The following is an 18,378-nucleotide window of genomic DNA, read 5'->3' as shown; positions in this document are numbered from 1 at the left end:
CCGGTATTGCCCGGCTCGGCCTTTTTGCCCTTCATGCAGCAGTCAAAAGGAGACGATTTCGATGAGAGCCCAATGGATGTTGATCAGCACGTTGCTTTTTGCACTTATTACCGCGGTATTCGCCGTTATTAACGTAGAGCCCGTCCGCGTGAACTTTTTATTCACCCAAGCCGACATTCCGCTTATTCTGGTCATTCTGGGATCTACCCTGCTCGGCGGCTTGATTGCCTTTCTGATCGGCTTGTTCCGCCAGCTCAAGCTGCAGCGTACGATCAAGCAGCTTGAGAAACGGCTGAACGAGACGTCCTCCGAGCAAGCTCTGACCGTTACCGAAGACGCGGGAAGCCGGGCGTTTCTTTCCGCAGATACGGACTTGGAACATGCGGAACACGGAAATAGCTCAAACAAATAAACGGTTTTTGCCGATCGTTTTTATAAATAGTCAAGAAATAGTAAAATTTATATTAAATCTGCCATAACCATTCCATCCTCATTGATCAAAAACTCCACTTTCATTAATATAGTAAGTGCGAGTTTATGGAACGATTTTCCTAGTTACTAGGACGTAATCCATGCAGGAAGGATGCCGGCAGCATGGTTGATCAATGGACGAATGCAGAGCAAACCCAATTATATTTCAGCGCGTTTAGGCTATCCGCGAACGGTATGGCTTTCTTCTCGGAAGAAGGCCTATTTCTTCGCGTCAATCCTGCATTCGGCAAGCAAATCGGCTATCCCGAAGAGGCGTTGAACGGCATGCCTTGGGAACCTGTTATTCATCCCGACGATAGAAAGCAGATTCATAGCATAATGAAGGATTTGGCCAACGGAATGACCGTATCTCATCCGTTCGAAGCAAGGCTTATCCGCAGCGATGGCATGCCGATCCGGTGCTCCGTCACGGCACCCGTCGTCCCCCCGCCAACCGGACAGCCGGCTGCTCTGTTTGTGCAAATTCTGGAGAGCGATGCAGGGAGCGATTCTCTTTACCGGACTCTCATTGAGCAAAGCACGGACGTTGTGTCGATGCACGATTTGTCGGGCCGTATTTTGTACATCTCCCCTTCTTGCCGCGCTCTGCTGGGGTACGAGCCCGTGGAATTGATCGGGAAAAACGTCTACGATTTGTTTCATCCCGAGGATTTGACGAAAATCCCCGGAATTACGGCCCCGATGGAGACGGCGCCGGAGCTGCCTTTGATCTCGTACCGGATTCGCACGAAAAACGGCGGCTACGTCTGGTTTGAAACAAGCGGACGGATTACCGGGAACGAACACGACTCGGAAAACGGACAAACGGTAATCTGCATCTCACGAGACATCTCTTCGCGCAAGCAAACGGAACAGCAGCTGATGAAAACCAACGAGCTGCTGCAAAAAATTTCTTCGATCGACGCGCTGACCGGGCTCGCCAACCGGCGGTTTTTCGATGAGCGGTTTGCCAAGGAATGGCGGCATGCCATGCGCTTCTCCACGCCGCTTTCCGTTATTCTGCTCGATATCGACTATTTCAAGCGCTATAACGACACCTACGGACATCATGACGGTGATGCCTGCCTCCAATATGTAGCCGAAGCAATGCGCCACGCAGCCAAGCGCCCGGGCGACATGATTGCAAGATACGGCGGAGAGGAATTCGTCATCGTACTGCCGGTTACGGACGGCCGGGGCGCGCTTTACGTGGCCGAGCGAATGCGCTCGGAGGTGGAACGGCTGCGCATCCCTCATCGCGGCTCCGCCGTCTCTTCCTTCGTCACCGCGAGTCTGGGAGTTGCGACGATGATTCCCGTACGCAACGTCTCGCTGCGGGAGCTGATTATCCGCGCGGACAAGGCGCTCTATCGGGCCAAGCAGGAAGGGCGGAACCGGGCTATAGCTTATGGCGACGAATAAATCGGCACATACCGCTCTTTTTCTTTTTGGAAAAGAGCGGTTTTTGATGAAACAATTTCTTCGGGGGGCACGTCAGTAGGGGTGAACAAGAAGATGTTCCAAAAAGGGTACAAAGAGGGTACGAAACATCAAAGGAGGAAAAGCAAGTGCAGAAAAGAACACTCTTTGCAGGCATGTTGGCATTGACGCTCCTTACTTCCGTCTCCCCGGCGCCGTTATCGGTCGCGGCGGACACGGGGCAAGCCATCGCGCTGACGCTAAACGGGCAGCCCGTCAGCTTGTCCGTACAGCCCCGATTGATCGGAAACACGCTGATGGTGCCGCTTCGCGAGCTGTCGGATGCGCTCGGAGTAAAGGTACAATGGGACGAAGCCGAACGCTCGGCCACGGCAAGCAAAGCGGATCGCTCGATCAAGCTTCGGCTGGACAGCAAGGAAGCTTTCCGCGGAAGCGAAGCCGTCACGTTGGACGAAGCGCCCGCGCTCGATAATGGAAATATTTTGGTACCGCTGCGCTTTTTCAGCGAATCGTTCGATTTTAACGTTTATTGGGACGGTCCGAACAAGCGCGTAACGATTGCCGATGCGGACAAAAGCTTGCCGACCGTCGGTTCGCAGGAACGGATGGAAGCGCTGCTTAAGGAATCCGCCGCCGTTCACGGCAGCGGACGTGGCATGATCTTACTGGGCGATAATGCGGTAGCGGTCACCGAGAAATCGTCCGCTGCCGCACCGCAAGCCGCCGGCAGTGCCGCCAAGCAGGCTTCCGACGCAGCGGCTCCCGCCTACTCCGGCACAAACGTGCAGGTGCAGGGCGTCGATGAAGCGGACGTCATCAAGTCGGACGGCACCTACATCTATCAAGTGAATCGCGACCGCGTTCTCGTGACGAAAGCCTATCCGGCCGAAAGCATGAGCGTCGTCAGCACTGTCTACTGGGCGGACCCGAATTTCTATCCGCAGGAGCTGTACGTCGATAACAACTATCTCGTCGTTGTAGGCAACACGTCCTATCCGACGTACGAGAAGCCGGGACCGGTTCCTTATGACGCCAGCCCGGCGGTTTCTGTAGAGCCGAGCATCGGAGAGGCCAAGAAGATGGTCGTATGGCCCGGACGTCCGACCCGCTCGACGACGAAGACGATCGTTTACGAGCTTGGCGACCGGACCCAGCTGAAGCAAGTCCGCGAGGCAGAGCTGGAAGGGCATTACGTCTCTTCGCGCAAAATCGGCGATTCGCTATACGTCATAACGAACAAATCGATGAACTATTTCTGGATCATGCGCCAAGAGGCGGACTCCGCCGCGAAGCAGGCGAACGAATCGCTGCCGGCCTACCGCGACTCCGCTGCCGGAGACCAATTTATTACAATCGGCTACGAAGATATCCGGTACTTCCCGAAAGCCGTCGAGCCGAACTACTTGCTGATCGGCGGCCTCAAGCTCAGCAAGCCCGATCAAAAAATGCAGGTGACGAGCTACCTCGGCTCCGGTCAAAACGTCTACGCTTCTCCCGACAACCTGTATGTCACCGTGAGCGAGTATGAGCCGGTGAAAGAAAATGAGCAGACGGTGCAGGCGGACGGCAAGAGCACCTTCATCCCCGCGCCGCTTAACATGACGAGCGCTATTTACAAATTCGGCATGGATAATGGAACGGTCCGGTATGTCGGACGCGGCAAGGTGCCGGGACATGCGCTGAACCAATTTTCGATGGATGAGCACAACGGCTATTTCCGCATCGCCACCACCAGCGGCGACATGTGGCGGAACGACGAGCATACGTCGAAAAATAACGTGTATGTGCTGAACGAATCGCTAAGCGTCGTCGGCAAGCTGGAAGGACTGGCGCCGGGCGAGCGCATCTATTCCGTACGCTATGCCGGGAACCGCGCCTATATGGTGACGTTCAAAAATACCGATCCGCTGTTTGTCCTGGATCTGAGCAACCCTCAAGCGCCGGCCATGCTCGGCAAGCTGAAAATTCCGGGCTACAGCGACTACCTGCATCCGTACGACGAGAACCATCTGATCGGCTTCGGCAAAGAAGCTGTGGAGGTGGCTAACAAGAAAGGCGACGGCTCGGATACGGTCGCTTTCTATCAAGGCATGAAGCTTGCCCTGTTCGATGTATCCGATGTGGCGAATCCGAAGGAGCTGTTCAAGGAAACGATCGGCGACCGGGGGACCGAATCGCCGCTGCTGCACAATCATAAAGCGCTGCTGTTTTCCAAGGAGAAGTCGCTGCTGGCCTTCCCGGTCACTGTTGCGGAATTGAAAGACAAGACCGGTGCCAACACACAGGAAAACGCATCGAAATACGGGGATTTCACCTTCCAAGGCGCTTACGTTTACGGGCTGGACCTGCAAAAAGGCTTCCAGCTTCGCGGCAAGATTACGCACTTGACGGGAGACGATATGAACAAAGCGGGCCAGCACTGGTACGGCAGCGAACGCAATATCGAGCGCCTGCTGTATATCGGCGATACGCTGTATTCGTCCTCGCCCGACATGCTGAAAGCGAACGATTTGAACACACTGCGCGAAGTCGGCTCGCTGCAGCTTCCGGCCTGGAAGCCGCGCAATCCGTAACGGTTGGCTTTTTGTCCTCCATGGGGTACAATGTCCGAAGTGACATTTATCCGCTTGGAGGACTGCTTAAGCCATGGTAGCTACCGTTATCGTTATCAGCATTATCGTCGCTTTGCTTATCTCGGGCATCACCATGTATGTAACGAAGCTCGCTTATTCCCGCAAGGAAGAGGATTAAACCGCTGTTACAGCCACAGCGAGAGTACGAGAGTCACGGCGCCGCCAAACGCCGAGCTTAAAGCGTTAACCGTGTCGTTGGTCATGAACGCCAACCCCCGGATTCGAACCGCCGCTGCCTCGCAGTGGCGGTTTTTTTCGATTTCTTTCCCGCAAACGCGGCAGCGGTACATGACCTGAACCACCGCCCCGAGCCACGAGTCGGCCAGCGACCCGGCGAGGCCCCCAACCAGCCCAAGGACGCACAGGCCGGCCGCCGACCGGACGGAAGCTTCCCAAGCGGAGACGTCCCCTGCCTGCTCCGGCTGCAGCGCCGCCAGCGCCCATGCGACGGCTCCGATAAACAAGCCGCCGGCCGCGGATGCGGCAAGTCCGAGCGCCGATACGCCGCCGGAAGTGCCCGAAGGCACCGGACGGCCGCTGACGATGGAGCGCGGAGCCGTCCGGCTGAGGCCGCCGATCTCCGTTGCCCACGTGTCCGCAGTCACCGTCGCCATCACGCCGATGTAGACCGCCCACCAAGCCGGATGCGGTACGAATGCGGCTCCCAGACAAAGAACGAGCCCCAGGCCGCCGTTGGCAAGCACCTGGCCGGCATCCCTCCGACCGGATTTGGCGTAGCCGCTCTCGGCGGCTGCCTTCTTCTTGCTCTTGTACTTCGACAACAACGAAGACGAGATAAAAAAAGCAATCAGCGTCCCGAACCAAGCCAAGCTTCCTGCCGCATACATCAGCGTTCCGAGCAGGACCGCCGCGGCGAACCCCGATCCGGACAGCGAACGTTTCCTGTACGCCGCTCCGGCAATCAGAACGCTTCCTGCCAATCCGATGATCCAATGCTGCAACTCATCCGAGCCCCCTTCCAACCCCATGAATAGGATCGCAAAAAATTACGTTTTTCGACAGTCCTATGTTTACAGACCTATTGCCATTATAATATGATTTGACTTGAGATGGAAAAAAGGTACCGGGGAGAGAGAAGCGTTGTACGAGGCGCACGATAAAGAAGAGAGACAGGCCAAAGAAGACCTCGAACCGCAGGAAATGCTCCGGGTGATCTTCGATTATGCCGCCAAAATCTGCAACGAGCGCAAGCTGGACCGCCTGCTGATGCTGATGGCGGACATGGGACGGGAGATGGTTGTCTCCGACCGCTGTACGGTCTGGCTGCTGGATCGCGACAAGGACGAGCTGTATTCCACCGTCGCCCATGAGGTGCCCCCGCTTCGGATATCCGTCCATTCAGGCCTGGTCGGTCTGGCCGTCCGGGAGGGCCGTCCGATCTTTGTTGACGACGCTTATGCGAACGAAGAGTTTGCGGAGGTGCTGAGAAGCGGCGCCATCATCATGGACGGCATAACCGGCTATCGCACGAAAGCGCTGATGGTCGTCCCGTTCCGCAACAACGAAGGCGAAATCACGGGAGCTTTCCAAGCGATGAACAAGCTCACGAAAAGCGGGCAATTTTCGCAGAAAGATTTGGAATATTTGACGCTGGCCGCTTCGTATGCGGGAAAATCGCTGGAATCGGCCCTGTTGTCTCACGAAATCGAGGAAACGCAGAAGGAAATTATTTTTACAATGGGCGAAATCGGCGAGAACCGCTCCAAGGAGACGGGCAATCACGTCAAGCGTGTCGCCGAATATTCGTACCTCCTTGCACTCGGCCTCGGAATGAGCGAAGAGGAAGCCGAGCTGCTGAAGAACGCCTCCCCTATGCATGACATCGGTAAAGTCGCCATCCCCGACGCCATCCTCAAGAAGCCCGGGAAGCTGACGGCCGAAGAATTCGACGTCATGAAATCGCATACGACGATCGGCTACAGCCTGCTGAAAAATTCAAAGCGCCGCATCCTGAAAGCGGCTGCAATCGTCGCTCTCGAGCATCATGAGAAATGGGACGGTAGCGGCTATCCTCGCGGTCTTCGCGGGGAACAAATCCACATTTACGGACGCATTACAGCGATTGCCGACGTATTCGACGCGCTCGGCAGCGAACGTATCTACAAGAAGGCTTGGGAGCTGGATCCGATTTTGAAGCTGCTTGAGGAGGAGCGCGGCGCTCATTTCGACCCGCAGATCGTCGATGTGTTCATGGAACAGCTGCCCAAGCTTTTGGAAGTCCGAAAACGTTATTCCGACGTGGCCCTGTCCAGCCCGGCCTCCGAGGCGTGATCGTCCGGAAGCCGGCTGCGGCAGATCGCTTTCCGAGCCGGGACCCGCTACTTCCCGATCCTTGCTGTAAAAGCACCAAAAGCCTGCTCTCCCCAGAACAGCTCGAAGCGGTCCCCGTCGTTCACCGCCCCAACGCCCGCAGGCGTGCCAGTGTAAATGATATCCCCTTCGCCCAAGCCATAATGTGCGGCGATATAATCCACGATCACCTGCAGGTCAAAAATCATGTCGTTCAGGTTCCCCCGCTGTACTTCCAGACCGTTCCGGTTCAAGGAATACTCTATCTGTTTGACTTGCTCGAACCCGGGAAACGGACGGAATCCGGTCAGCGCCGCCGAGCCTTTAAACCCTTTGGCCGGGAGCCAGGGGTGGCCTTTCTTTTTCAACGCCGATTGCACGTCCCGCAGGGTAAAATCGATTCCTAGCGCCAGTTGGTCCACCAGCTCGTCCACGGTGACGCCCTCTTTATACGCTTGTCCGATGCGGAGCACCAGCTCGGCTTCGTAGTGCACCTCGCCCCGCCCGCCGGGCAGCTCGATTTCGCCGCCGTCAATCGCCGCCAGCGCATGTGTCGGCTTCGTAAAAATCATCGGCTCCTCCGGAATATCGTTGCCAAGCTCCACCGCATGCAGTCCGTAATTGCGTCCTACGCAATAAATGTTGCGAATCGATTCGTTCATATTCGGATCGTTCCTTTTCCGTTAAAATAAGAGTCCGCCTTCATTATAAGCCCGGCTTGGGGGAATCTCAACGCTTACGGAACGCAAAAAACGCCCGCCTCCCCCGATGACAACTCGTCGGAAACGAAGCGGACGTTTATTTGAAATATTTGGATTCCACTTTTTTGCCAAACAGCCACATGATGACGAACACAGCGACGATCAGCGCAATTTTCCATGGCTGCCGCAGCAGATTGGCCAGATCGTGGCCCGCAAACGACACCAGAAATATCATGACCCCTTTGCCAAGGATGGTCGCAACGATAAACGTATGCAGCGGCACCTTGGACAGCCCTGCCACAATATTCACCAAAGAAGAAGGCGTAAAGGGAAAGCAGGCGAGTAAAAAAATCGGGGTGAAGCCATGCGTTTCGAGCCAGTGAATGAATTTCCGGGATGCAGGGTACTTGCGCTCGATCCAGCCGCGAAACCGCGCGCCGAATTTACGGAAAATCAAGAATACGCAGAGCGCCCCCGCGACGACGCCGATCCATGACAGCAGGAAGCCTTCGCCAAGTCCATATGCATTCACGTTCGCAATCAGAATCGCCACTAACGGCAGAGCAGGAATGAAAGCTTCGATCATCGGACCGATAATACCGGGCAGCGGTCCTAACGCCTCATACTGCTTCAGCCAATGCTCAATGTCCTGCCAGCTTAAACGGGAGATGGTTTCCTTCCAGCTCATACGTGTCGTTTCACCTCTATACTTCCACTATACTCCCCTGTGAAACCAATCGCAACTTGCCTGGCCGATCACGCTCGGCGGAAGGCTCCGGAATCATCCGTGCATCGTTACCGTGCGGTGGCAAATCGCCTCCACGTCCTGAAGATCATGACTGACTAACAGACATGTCATCTCCGCCCTGCGCAAAATATCCCGGAGCTCGCTGCGAATTGTCGCTTTGAGGCTGGCATCGAGATTGCTGAACGGTTCGTCCATCAGCAGAACTGACGGTCTCGGGGCCAGCGCCCGAGCCAAAGCGGCGCGCTGCTGCTGTCCTCCGCTCAGTTCATGCGGATAACGCTTCGCAAGCTCCGAGAGCTGCACCAGCTCCAGCATCTCCCGCAGCCGCGCCGAACGTTCCGCTTTGCCAAGCCGATGCAGGCCAAACGCGATATTGTCGGCCGTATTCAGATGAGGAAACAAGGCGTAGTCTTGAAATACCATACCGACGCCCCGGGTTTCGGGAGGCACGAACGTCGTCTCATCGACGACCGTACGTCCCGAGATCACGATAGAGCCTCCGACTGGGGCCTCCAAACCGGCTACAAGACGCAGCAACGTGCTTTTTCCGCTTCCGCTAGGCCCCAATATTCCTACAATCTCCCCTTTTTCTATTGAAAAGGACAACCGATCGATGACCGGTTTCTGCTTGGACGAATAGGCGAATGACAGTTCGCGGATTTCGACAATGTTCATGATTCCAACTTCTTCCCTAGATGATGAAAGATCAGGACCGAGATCATACTGACGCCGATGATGAAAAGCGATGGCACGGCCGCCTCGTAGATCCGTTCGTCGCTGGCGTATTGATACGTCTTGGTGGCCAACGTTTCAAAATTAAAAGGACGGAGAAGCAGCGCAAGAGGCAGCTCTTTCACGATCTCCACAAAGGTTAAGATAAGCCCGCTGAGCAAAGCCCCTTTGATCAGCGGGAGTTCCACTCGAAGAAACGTATGGGTCATTCCCAACCCGAGCAGCCGGGACGCTTCCGTATATTTCGTCCCGATCTTCTCATATCCCGATTCCGTCGCATTATATCCGGTGGCCATAAAACGGACGACATAGGCGGCCACCAGCATGACGACCGACATGCTGAGGACAAGCGGCGTTTCTCCGAGGCTCATGCGCACATACAGCGGCGCCAGCAGGTGATCTAATCCGATGAACAAGGCAAGCACGCCGATTGCGATAATGGCTCCGGGAACGGAATAGCCGGCCGTGACCAGCCGGGCAAGCACATAGGTAAACGTATTGGCCTGCAAGCGGCAGGTATTCGCTGTGATCACGGACATCACCATAATCATGGCGGTGGCCAAGAGAGCGACTTGCACCGTATTGCCCGTCAGCTCGTAAAAAGCAGGAGTCAGGACATCGCGGTAGCTCCAGGTCGCCCACACAACAAGCTGCAGAAACGGGATCAGAAAGGAACAGCAAAAGATAAAGCCGCACAACATGCTAGCGCCCGCTGCGCGCATCCCGCGAAGCTTTATGACCGACAGCGGCCTGGACTTGCTTGTGGTAGCGGCGTAACGCCGCCGCCCGCGAAGCAGCCGCTCGAAGACGAACAGCCCGATGACCCCGGCCATAAGCCAGGCCGCCAGCCGGATCGCGGAATCGACATCGTACATGCCGAACCAAGTCTGAAAAATCGCCACCGATATCGTTTGAATGCCGAAGTAGCTTGCCACCCCGTAATCGCTGAGCACTTCAAAAATGACCAGGATGACGCCGCCAACGATCGCCGGGCGGGCAATCGGGAGCACGATGCGGAAGAAGATGGCGGTCGAGCTTCGGCCCAGCAGCCTCGCATTCTCGATATACGAACCGCTCTGTCTTTCCAAAAACGATCTCGTAATCATATAAACATAAGGAAACAGAAAAAGCGCGAAGACAATGACCGCGCCTCGCATGGACAGAATTCCGAACCACTTCGGATCCGGCGTCCACCCGAACGCACTGCGCAGCGTCGTCTGAATAAATCCGGTGTAGCTTGTCATCGTGCCGTAAGTGTAGGCGGCAATATAGGGCGGGACAGCCAGCGGCAGCACGAGCGCCCAGCGGTAAAACCGCTTGAGCGGAAAATCGTAAGCGGCGACAAGCCAAGCCAGCAATACCCCGATAAGCAGCGTAAAGAAGCTTGAAAACAGCACAAGCCAAACGGACTGGAGCACATAATCCCGCAGCATAAACTGCTTGATGTGCGTCCAGTTTTCATTTGGCGGATGAAACAAGGAAATTAAGATCGTAAGCAACGGCAGCAATATTGCAGCCGCCCCGAGCAGGCTGGCGTAAAGCCAGCCGTTCGCATACTGTCGGATGCCCCTGAGCGCTGTAGTCAAACGCATTCTTATTTCCAGCCTACTTTATTTGAGATCTCGATCGCTTTTTTGTTATGCTCCCCGAGCTTTGCGAAGTCCAACTGCTGTGTTTTGAACTCGCCCCACGATTTCAGCAGTTCGGGTTTCTCGGCTTTGGGATTAACCGGAAACTCATAATTTTCCTTGGACATAAGCGCCTGCGCTTCCTCGCCCGTTAAATACTCGATAAGCTTCACGGCGTTGTCTTTGTTCTTGCTGTGCTTGACCAGCCCGGCCCCGCTGATGTTGATATGTGTTCCGGTCGTTTGTTGATTCGGGAAGAACACTCCGAGCTTCTGCGCGACTTTCACTTCCTCCGGATCCTTGGAGTTCAGCAATTGCCCGAAATAATAAGTATTCATGATGGCAACATCACCAGCGCCTGCTACGATTGCTTTCGCTTGATCGCGGTCGCCGCCTTCCGGTGCGCGTCCGAGGTTGGAGACGATGCCCTTTGCCCACTCTTCCGCTTTAGCCTCGCCATTCAGCTCGATCAGGGAAGCGAGGAGCGATTGATTGTACAAACTGGTGGAAGAACGGACCAGAACCTTGCCTTTCCATTTATCCGTGGCTATGTCTTCATAGGTTGATAGCTGATCCGGCTTGATACGGTCTTTGGCATATACAAGTACGCGTGCGCGGGTGGATAAGCCAATCCACTGGTTATCTTTATCCCGAAGCTGCTTCGGTACGTTCTTGTCGATTGCCTCGGACTGAGCGGGCTGCAGAACTCCCTCTACCTTGGCATTGTTGAGTACGCCACCGTCCACCGTGATGAACAGGTCCGCCGAAGTACTTTGTCCTTCGCGCTTCAGCCGTTCGATCAATTCTTCGGCTTTGGCCTTGACAACGTTTACTTTAATGCCCGTCTTCTCCGTAAATTTGGCGTACAAAACATCGTCTACTTCATAGTGCCTCGCCGTATAAATGTTAACGGCCTGCTCTTTCTTTGTTTCCGGAGCTCCCGTCTTCGCATCCTGCGGCTTGCCCTGCTCCGCGTTTTGCGGCGTCGTTCCGCAGCCTGCCATAAGTCCCAAGCTCAGAACGGCCGCCATAACGGAAGTTAAAACCTTACGCTGTTTCATCATCGTGTCCCCTTTTTTTGTCTAATTGGTAATGAGAATCATTATCATATTGCTTCGATTCGGATTTTAGCATTCGCCCGAACCAACTGTCAATCGGTATTATATGGTAACCAGGGAGGAAAAATATGGTTTTAAGTCATTTTTTTTACCCGCGGTTAATTTCATAACAAAAAGGCTGCCCTGTGGGACAGCCGTTCTTTAAGCCTTACTAAATTATGGACCCGATGATTTTGTATCGCCGGATGTTTTCCGGTCTTCCTCCGTCTTGCGGGTTTCGCCGGAGGACTTCGAAGATTCGTTCGTCTTTTTGGAATCGGTCTGTTTTTTGGCATCGGTCTGTTTCTTGGGATCTTCAGAGGTTTTCTTGGAATCCTCCGAAGATTTGCGCGTCCCCCCGGAAGATTTTGTCCCGTCCTCAGCCGGTTTCTTACTCTCCGCGCCTTTGCCGGATTCCCCTGTCTTCCCAGTCCCCTGTGTCTTGCCGGTCCCCTGCGTCTTCCCGGATTCACCTGACTTGCCGGATTCCTTCGCCTTATCCGCATCCTGCTTCTTGCCCGTTTCCGTTGTCTTCCCGGTCTCGGACTTCTTGCCCTGCTCGGCCTTCTTCGGATCGGCTGCTTTGCCGGAATCGGCAGGCTTTTTCGTCCCGTCCGCAGGCGGTTTAACGGCCGTTTTGGACGTACCGTCGACGATGCCCGTCTCCTTCTTCACAGGCGGCTTCTCTTCCGGTTCGGACGGAATCGTGCGGGTCTCCCCAAGCGTAATCCGCCCTTCCTTGTCGATCTGCGCATTGACGGACAAGCTCGTCAGCTTCTCGAACAGCTGGTCCCGGGCCTCGTCGACCATCGGGACCGGCTGGGCCCACTTGGTCAGAATCGGCACCATGCTTAGATCGCAGCTTCGCTCCTTGGTGCAGGATGCTTCCAAAATCATGCTTTCCCAAGTATTCGGATTGTCATTGGTCGTAAATATAAAATTGCCCATGCTGTAGGCGATCCATTTGCCCTTGTACTGCTCGAAGCCTTGGACAACATGCGGGTGGCTGGCGACGATGAGATCCGCTCCCTGATCGATATACTGCCTTGCCAGATCAGTCTGCGACTTGACCGGGTACGCCTTGCGCTCTTCTCCCCAATGGGCGATGACGACGACCAGATCCGCCTCGGCTCTCGCTTTGGCGATGGCTTCAAACGCAAGCTTCGTGCTGTAGGTTTCCGCCATCCCCGGCTTCGATTTGCCGGCGTACCAGCTCGTATCAGGTATGACCCGGCTGAAGCCGAGGAAGGCGATCTTCATGCCTTTTTGCTCCATAATCACATAGTCATACGCTTCGTCCGAATTCCGGCCCGCACCGACGTGCTTGATGTCCTGGGCATCAAGATAATCCAGCGTATCGAGCAGCCCTTCGACGCCATAGTCCATGCTGTGGTTGTTGGCCAGATTGACCAGATCGACACCCGCACGCTTCAATTCCGGCAGCGACTCCGGCGACGAACGGTACACGTATTCTTTCTCCTGGGCCGCGCCTCTTGTCGTGATCGGCGTTTCCAGATTCGCCACCGTAATATCCGCCTTCTCCAAGTACGGCTTGACATGCTTGTACGGATAATCGTAGCCGTTCTTTTGGAGCAGGTCATCCACCTTGCTGCCGAACATGACATCGCCCACGAACGTGAGCTTGACGCTCGCGGATTGCTCCTGAGGAGCCGTCCCCGCACCGCTCTCCGCTGCCGGCGGCTTCTCTGGAGTGACGCCCGGAGTCGTCGTCGCGGGCGGCTTGGACATCGCTTCGATCTTCGGAGGCAAATCCAGCCCGCCCCCTTTGTCCCCTTCCTGCGGAGGGTCCAGCTTTTGAATCAAATATGCGAAGGCGCCAACCGTGATGAGGCTTAACAAGCCAATTTTTATCCAGAGCGTTCTTTTCTGCTTTTGCTCCTTCTCCTGTTCATGCTTTTCCTTACGCGATTGCTCCGTATCAACCGGTTCCTTCTGAATCGTAACCTACCCCTATCCTATCCCGCTGCGAATCAGCGCATATGTTCTCTTTTCTTTCCCATTATAGCAAATCACCCGCCCGTGGTCATGGGGCACAAATACCTAAAAAAAACGATTGCCAAGCCCCCCCTTATTCTGGTAATATAGATTTTCTCTCGACTTTTTAGGCAACTCACCTCAATCCGCCTCATCCCTCGCCGAACCCGGCGAACCGGACTTCGCTGCCGTTACCAGCAAAGCTCCAATCCAAGCTTACGGAGGTGTCTATGCTTTTCCCTGTCTTAATGAAGAAAGCGTTCGCACGCAATCTGCAGTACCGTTTATCCCATGCAGTCAATACGGTTGCCAGCATCGTGTTCGGGCTGATCTACGTCTCGATTTGGCAGGGCATCGGACAGCAAGACGGCATGCACGGCTACAGCCTGCAAACCGTCATCCATTATGTCGCGCTGAACCAAGCGACGCTGTGGGTTACGTTGTTCGTGACCAACGGACTTGGGATCGAGCGCTCCGTACGTACCGGACAGATCGCAACCGACTTGATGCGTCCGGTTCATCTGTTTTACCAGCTCATGTGCCGCGAATGGGGACAAATCGGCTACCAATTGCTCTACAAGACGATCCCTATCTACCTGATTTACATATGGATGCTCTCGATTCCGGTTCCGCACAATACCGGCACCTGGCTTGCTTTCACCACGGCACTCGCGATGGCCGCCTATATGAATATTTGCGTGAATTACCTCATCGGCGTAACGGCCCTCTGGACTACCGAATCGACTTGGCTGTTTTGGGTTCACAATTCCATCTCAAGCGTGCTTTCCGGCTTTCTCATTCCGATCGAATGGCTGCCGCAATGGCTTCAGCGCATCGCTTACATGACGCCTTATCCGTACATGCAGTACATTCCAAGCAAAATTTATTTGGGCCTCGCTTCCCCGTCCGAAATGTACGGCGGCCTTTTGTGGTGCGTACTGTTCACTGCGCTTTGTCTCGCCGCTACCGCTATTGTGCGAAATAAAGTGGAGGTGCAGGGCGGATGAGCACGGTACGCATGTTTTTGCTGCTGGTCAAAGCCAGCGTCCGCAGCCGGATGCAGTACAAATTCAATTTCTGGCTATCCACCGTGCTCGCGGCTCTTGTCAGTGTGATGGACTTTTTGCTGCTTTCCGTGATTTTATGGAAATTCGACTCGATTCAAGGCTGGAGCTTGTACGAAATCGGCTATTTATACGCCACCATCCTGCTTTCCAAAGCGCTCTACCGCAGCTTCGCCAACGACGTGCACCATCTGGAAAAATATTTGGTCTCCGGCGATTTGGACCAGCTACTCGTTCGACCGATTCCCGTCTTGCTGGCGCTGATGTCGCAAAATTTCCGCCTGATGCTCGGCGAATGGGTGCAGGGCGGCATCATCCTGACGCTTTGTTTAGGACATATGATAAGCTCGGGACAAGTGACCGCAGCCGCCATTCCGCTCACCGTCGTTGTTCTGGTGACGGGCGCGGTGCTTCTGTTCGCCATCGGACTCGGCACCGCAACGTTTGGCTTCTGGACGACACGGGTCAGCGAACTGCAAAATTTAACGGAAGATGCCGCAAATAAAGCCGTGCAGTATCCGATGGAGCTGTATCCCGGATGGCTGCGAACGTTGCTGCTCACCTTGATCCCCGTCGGGATGGCAAACTACATGCCGGCGCTATATATCGTGAAAGGCAAGTTCGGCTGGTGGCTGCTGCCGGCCGTCATGGCTTTTGCCGTCGTGTTCCTTTGGCTCATGCTGCGGTTTTGGCGGTTCGGCCTGAGCCGCTACCAGAGCAGCGGAAGCTGATTTTACTAGGACTTCCATGACTTCCAGATCTGAAAGGAGCGAATGAACCGATGATAGAGGTTAAGCATTTACATAAAAGCTTTCGCATTCCCGCCCCCCATTTAAGCCGGTGGGAGCGGATCAAAGCGGCCGTGACCGGAAACGGTGCGCAAAAAACGGCGGTCCGCGATATCAGCTTCACGGTCGGCCCGGGTGAGTTCGTCGGCTATATCGGTCCGAACGGCGCCGGAAAATCGACGACGATCAAAATGCTGACCGGTATTCTGCACCCGACCTCGGGCGAGGTGCGGATCGACGGCATGAGCCCGCATAAGGACCGCCGCCGGGTCGTTTCCCGGCTCGGCGTCGTCTTCGGCCAGCGCAGCCAGCTGTGGTGGGACTTGCCCGTACGCGATTCGTTCGATATTTTGTGCGCCATGTACCGCATCGACCGGCAGCGGCAGCAGCGGATGCTGGCAGAGCTGGACGGGCTGCTCGGCCTCGGCGAATTCGCCCATACGCCGGTCCGCAAGCTGTCGCTCGGCCAGCGGATGCGGGCCGATCTTGCCGCCGCATTGCTGCACGAGCCGGACATCCTGTTCCTCGACGAGCCGACCATCGGACTGGACGTCATCGCCAAACGCAACATTCGCGGGCTGCTGTCCAAAGTAAACCGGGAGCTCGGCAAAACGGTGCTGCTGACGACCCACGATATGGACGACATCGAGCAGCTCTGCGACCGCGTCATGGTGATCAACCACGGGTCGCTGGCGTACGACGGAACGATCGGCGAGCTGCGGGAGCGCATCGGACTGCCGACGATTTTGCGCGTATCGTTTGAAGCCGAGGTTTCTCTGGACGATGCCGCGGAGCCGGAGTCGGGCTTCACCGTCGCGGAAGCGAACGGCTGCGAGCTGACCGTCCATTTCAACCGGCAGGAGCTGCCCGCCTTGGAGGTGCTCCGCCGGCTGGAGCGATATGGAACGGCCCGGGACGTTCATATGGAGGAGCCGGATTTCGAAGAGATCATTCATAAAGTGTACTAGGACGCCGACAAAGCGGCAAAAAATAAGAACCTTCCGAGAATACCGTTCTCCGAAGGTTCTTTGCATGTGCTATAATGGAAGGATCAGCCACTTGGGTGCTACAGAAACAGGAGGAACCTTACATCATGGACAACATTGCCGTCATTTCCGACATCCACGGCAACTTACCGGCGCTGGAGGCGGTAATTGGTGATATTCGCCGCCGCCGTATCCGGCGCATCGTCTGCCTCGGCGATCTGGTCGGCAAAGGGCCGCAGCCGTGCGAGGCGGTGGACCGCATTCGCGAGCTGTGCGAAACGACGGTGCAGGGCAACTGGGATCACGGCATCAACAACCCGCAGGACAAGGAAACGGGCCTGTGGCAGCAGCGCCTGCTCGGGACCGAGCGGCTCCGCTACTTGCGCGAGCTGCCGTTTTCCGCGGAGCTCCGGCTAAGCGGACGCCGCGTCCGTCTTTTTCATGCTTCCGCGCAAAGCATTTATCATCGCGTGCTCCGTAAAGCTAATAAGAAGGAAAAGCTAGCAATGTTCCAAAATACGGATCAAACGGGCGGCTTTGCGGGCACGGAGCTGATGCCGGACGTCATCGGCTACGGGGATATCCACGTTCCTTACGTCCAGACGCTGAAGTCGAAGGAAGGACAAGGTCTGCTGCTCTTCAACACCGGCAGCGTCGGCGCACCTTACGACGGGCTCCCTTATGCGAGCTATGCCATTCTGGAAGGAGAGACGTCGCATCCGGCCTGTCTGGAGCCTGCTCCGTTCTCCGTACAGCTCGTCCGCGTGCCTTATGACGTCGAGAAAGCCGTCGCCATCGCCGAACGTGTCGGCCTGCCCAATCTGGAGCGGTTCGTCGGCGAAATTCGCAGCGGGATCGAACAGAAATAACGGGCTGGTCTTCGTCGTACGCCCGGGACAACCCATCGTCCCCTTGCCCCGAACACGTTTGCATCGCAGAAGTAATGAGAGTATACTCGAAACATGTCGAACGTTACATTACATGGACCAGCACACAGATGACGGCAAACATGTTATTCGGTTTGCATGCGATGGTCAGCTTGAAAAGAGGCGAACTCGCGTGGCGAAATGGCAGGTTAACTTAATCGTATTATGGGTGGGACAATTTTTGGTCATGGCCGGCATGACTATGATTGTTCCTTTTTTGCCTTTATATTTGCAGGAGCTGGGCCTTCATGATCCTCATAGCGTTGCTACTTGGGCCGGAGTCATCTTTGCGGGGAATTTCGTCACCTCCTTTATCTTTCAACCGATCTGGGGCGGACTCGCCGACCGGTACGGACGCAAGGTGATGCTGCTGCGCTCCGGCTTCGGCATGGCGATCGTCATGACGCTGATGGGCTTCTCGACCAGCGCTTGGCATCTGCTGCTGCTCCGGCTCTTGAACGGTACGGTGTCCGGCTTCGTGCCCGCAGGAGTCGCGCTTATGTCGGCTACCACGCCGCGGGAGAAGGTCGGCTTCGCGATGGGCACGCTGCAATCCGGCGCCGTCGCCGGATCGATTCTCGGGCCGTTTCTCGGCGGGCTGCTGGCGGAATGGATCGGGTTCCGCAACATTTTCTTCGTGACGGGCGCTACGCTCTTCGCCGCCTCGCTGCTTGCAGCGCTGCTGGTGAAGGAAACGTTCGATGCGAAAAAAGCGCTCCAGAAGCCGAAGCAGTCCATGCTGGCGGCGTTCAACGAACTGCGGCGTATTTCGCAGCTTCCTTCGCTGTACTCCGTCACCTTCTTAATCCAATTCTCGCTGCTCAGCGTCATGCCGCTTCTCCCGCTGTTCGTCCAGCAG

16 protein-coding genes are annotated in these 18,378 nt (G+C 55.7%); 9 read left to right on the top strand and 7 right to left on the bottom strand.

Going from position 1 to position 18,378, the window contains the following annotated elements; translation table 11 throughout:
• Positions 1-61: 61 nt before the first annotated feature.
• From QJ48_RS13245 to QJ48_RS13235, 3 genes are all read left to right on the top strand, one after another.
• On the top strand, positions 62-412 hold the full coding sequence (locus QJ48_RS13245; protein ID WP_054974049.1) for a lipopolysaccharide assembly LapA domain-containing protein: 351 nt from the start codon (positions 62-64) through the stop codon (positions 410-412).
• 182 nt (positions 413-594) lie between these two features.
• Positions 595-1,893, top strand: a complete 1,299-nt coding sequence (locus QJ48_RS13240) for a GGDEF domain-containing protein (RefSeq protein ID WP_054974048.1) — start codon at positions 595-597, stop codon at positions 1,891-1,893.
• A gap of 146 nt (positions 1,894-2,039) precedes the next feature.
• Positions 2,040-4,484 carry a beta-propeller domain-containing protein gene (locus QJ48_RS13235; RefSeq protein WP_054974047.1) on the top strand — a complete coding sequence of 815 codons (2,445 nt, stop codon included), beginning with the start codon at positions 2,040-2,042 and terminating at the stop codon, positions 4,482-4,484.
• 185 nt (positions 4,485-4,669) lie between these two features.
• Here the strand turns inward: QJ48_RS13235 and QJ48_RS13230 are convergent, their stop codons facing one another.
• Entirely contained in the window at positions 4,670-5,506 is an 837-nt protein-coding gene (locus tag QJ48_RS13230; RefSeq protein WP_157261619.1) for a DUF92 domain-containing protein, read from the bottom strand.
• Positions 5,507-5,645: 139 nt separating this feature from the next.
• Here QJ48_RS13230 and QJ48_RS13225 point away from each other — a divergent pair, with 139 nt between their 5' ends.
• Positions 5,646-6,836 (top strand): HD-GYP domain-containing protein, encoded by a 1,191-nt coding sequence (locus QJ48_RS13225; RefSeq protein ID WP_237762902.1) that lies wholly within the window; start codon positions 5,646-5,648, stop codon positions 6,834-6,836.
• 47 nt (positions 6,837-6,883) lie between these two features.
• On the opposite strand, the gene QJ48_RS13220 is transcribed toward QJ48_RS13225, so the two are convergent.
• The 6 genes from QJ48_RS13220 to QJ48_RS13195 all read right to left on the bottom strand — a co-directional run bounded on the left by QJ48_RS13220 (position 6,884) and on the right by QJ48_RS13195 (position 13,620).
• Entirely contained in the window at positions 6,884-7,516 is a 633-nt protein-coding gene (locus tag QJ48_RS13220; protein WP_054974045.1) for a fumarylacetoacetate hydrolase family protein, read from the bottom strand.
• Between the two features lie 136 nt (positions 7,517-7,652).
• Positions 7,653-8,243, bottom strand: coding sequence for a TVP38/TMEM64 family protein (locus tag QJ48_RS13215; protein ID WP_054974044.1), 591 nt, complete (start codon positions 8,241-8,243; stop codon positions 7,653-7,655).
• A gap of 93 nt (positions 8,244-8,336) precedes the next feature.
• Positions 8,337-8,978, bottom strand: a complete 642-nt coding sequence (locus tag QJ48_RS13210) for an ABC transporter ATP-binding protein (RefSeq protein WP_054974043.1) — start codon at positions 8,976-8,978, stop codon at positions 8,337-8,339.
• A complete protein-coding gene (locus tag QJ48_RS13205) occupies positions 8,975-10,627 on the bottom strand; it encodes an iron ABC transporter permease (RefSeq protein ID WP_054974042.1) in 1,653 nt (550 codons plus the stop codon). The genes QJ48_RS13210 and QJ48_RS13205 overlap by 4 nt, the downstream gene beginning before the upstream one ends.
• A gap of 2 nt (positions 10,628-10,629) precedes the next feature.
• Complete coding sequence (locus QJ48_RS13200) at positions 10,630-11,724, bottom strand: Fe(3+) ABC transporter substrate-binding protein (RefSeq protein ID WP_054974041.1); 1,095 nt, start codon at positions 11,722-11,724, stop codon at positions 10,630-10,632.
• Positions 11,725-11,937: 213 nt separating this feature from the next.
• The gene (locus tag QJ48_RS13195) at positions 11,938-13,620 is read right to left on the bottom strand and encodes a CapA family protein (protein ID WP_237762901.1); all 1,683 of its coding nucleotides are present in this window, start codon (positions 13,618-13,620) and stop codon (positions 11,938-11,940) included.
• A 365-nt stretch (positions 13,621-13,985) separates the two neighbouring features.
• Here QJ48_RS13195 and QJ48_RS13190 point away from each other — a divergent pair, with 365 nt between their 5' ends.
• The 5 genes from QJ48_RS13190 to QJ48_RS13170 form a co-directional block, all read left to right on the top strand.
• Positions 13,986-14,762 carry an ABC-2 family transporter protein gene (locus QJ48_RS13190; protein WP_054974040.1) on the top strand — a complete coding sequence of 259 codons (777 nt, stop codon included), beginning with the start codon at positions 13,986-13,988 and terminating at the stop codon, positions 14,760-14,762.
• Positions 14,759-15,550, top strand: a complete 792-nt coding sequence (locus QJ48_RS13185; RefSeq protein WP_054974039.1) for an ABC transporter permease — start codon at positions 14,759-14,761, stop codon at positions 15,548-15,550. Before QJ48_RS13190 ends, QJ48_RS13185 begins: the two co-directional genes overlap by 4 nt.
• Before the next feature lie 50 nt (positions 15,551-15,600).
• Positions 15,601-16,575 carry an ATP-binding cassette domain-containing protein gene (locus QJ48_RS13180; RefSeq protein ID WP_054974038.1) on the top strand — a complete coding sequence of 325 codons (975 nt, stop codon included), beginning with the start codon at positions 15,601-15,603 and terminating at the stop codon, positions 16,573-16,575.
• A 125-nt stretch (positions 16,576-16,700) separates the two neighbouring features.
• A complete protein-coding gene (locus tag QJ48_RS13175) occupies positions 16,701-17,462 on the top strand; it encodes a metallophosphoesterase (RefSeq protein WP_054974037.1) in 762 nt (253 codons plus the stop codon).
• A 190-nt stretch (positions 17,463-17,652) separates the two neighbouring features.
• A partial coding sequence (locus QJ48_RS13170) for an MFS transporter (protein WP_157261618.1) occupies positions 17,653-18,378 on the top strand: 726 nt, incomplete at its 3' end.

This window comes from Paenibacillus sp. A3 (genome assembly GCF_001399685.1).
In the GTDB taxonomy this organism is placed as follows: Bacteria; Bacillota; Bacilli; order Paenibacillales; family NBRC-103111; genus Paenibacillus_G.
The sequence above is the reverse complement of the archived record's forward strand: the minus strand, read 5'-3'. Positions and strand labels throughout refer to the sequence as shown.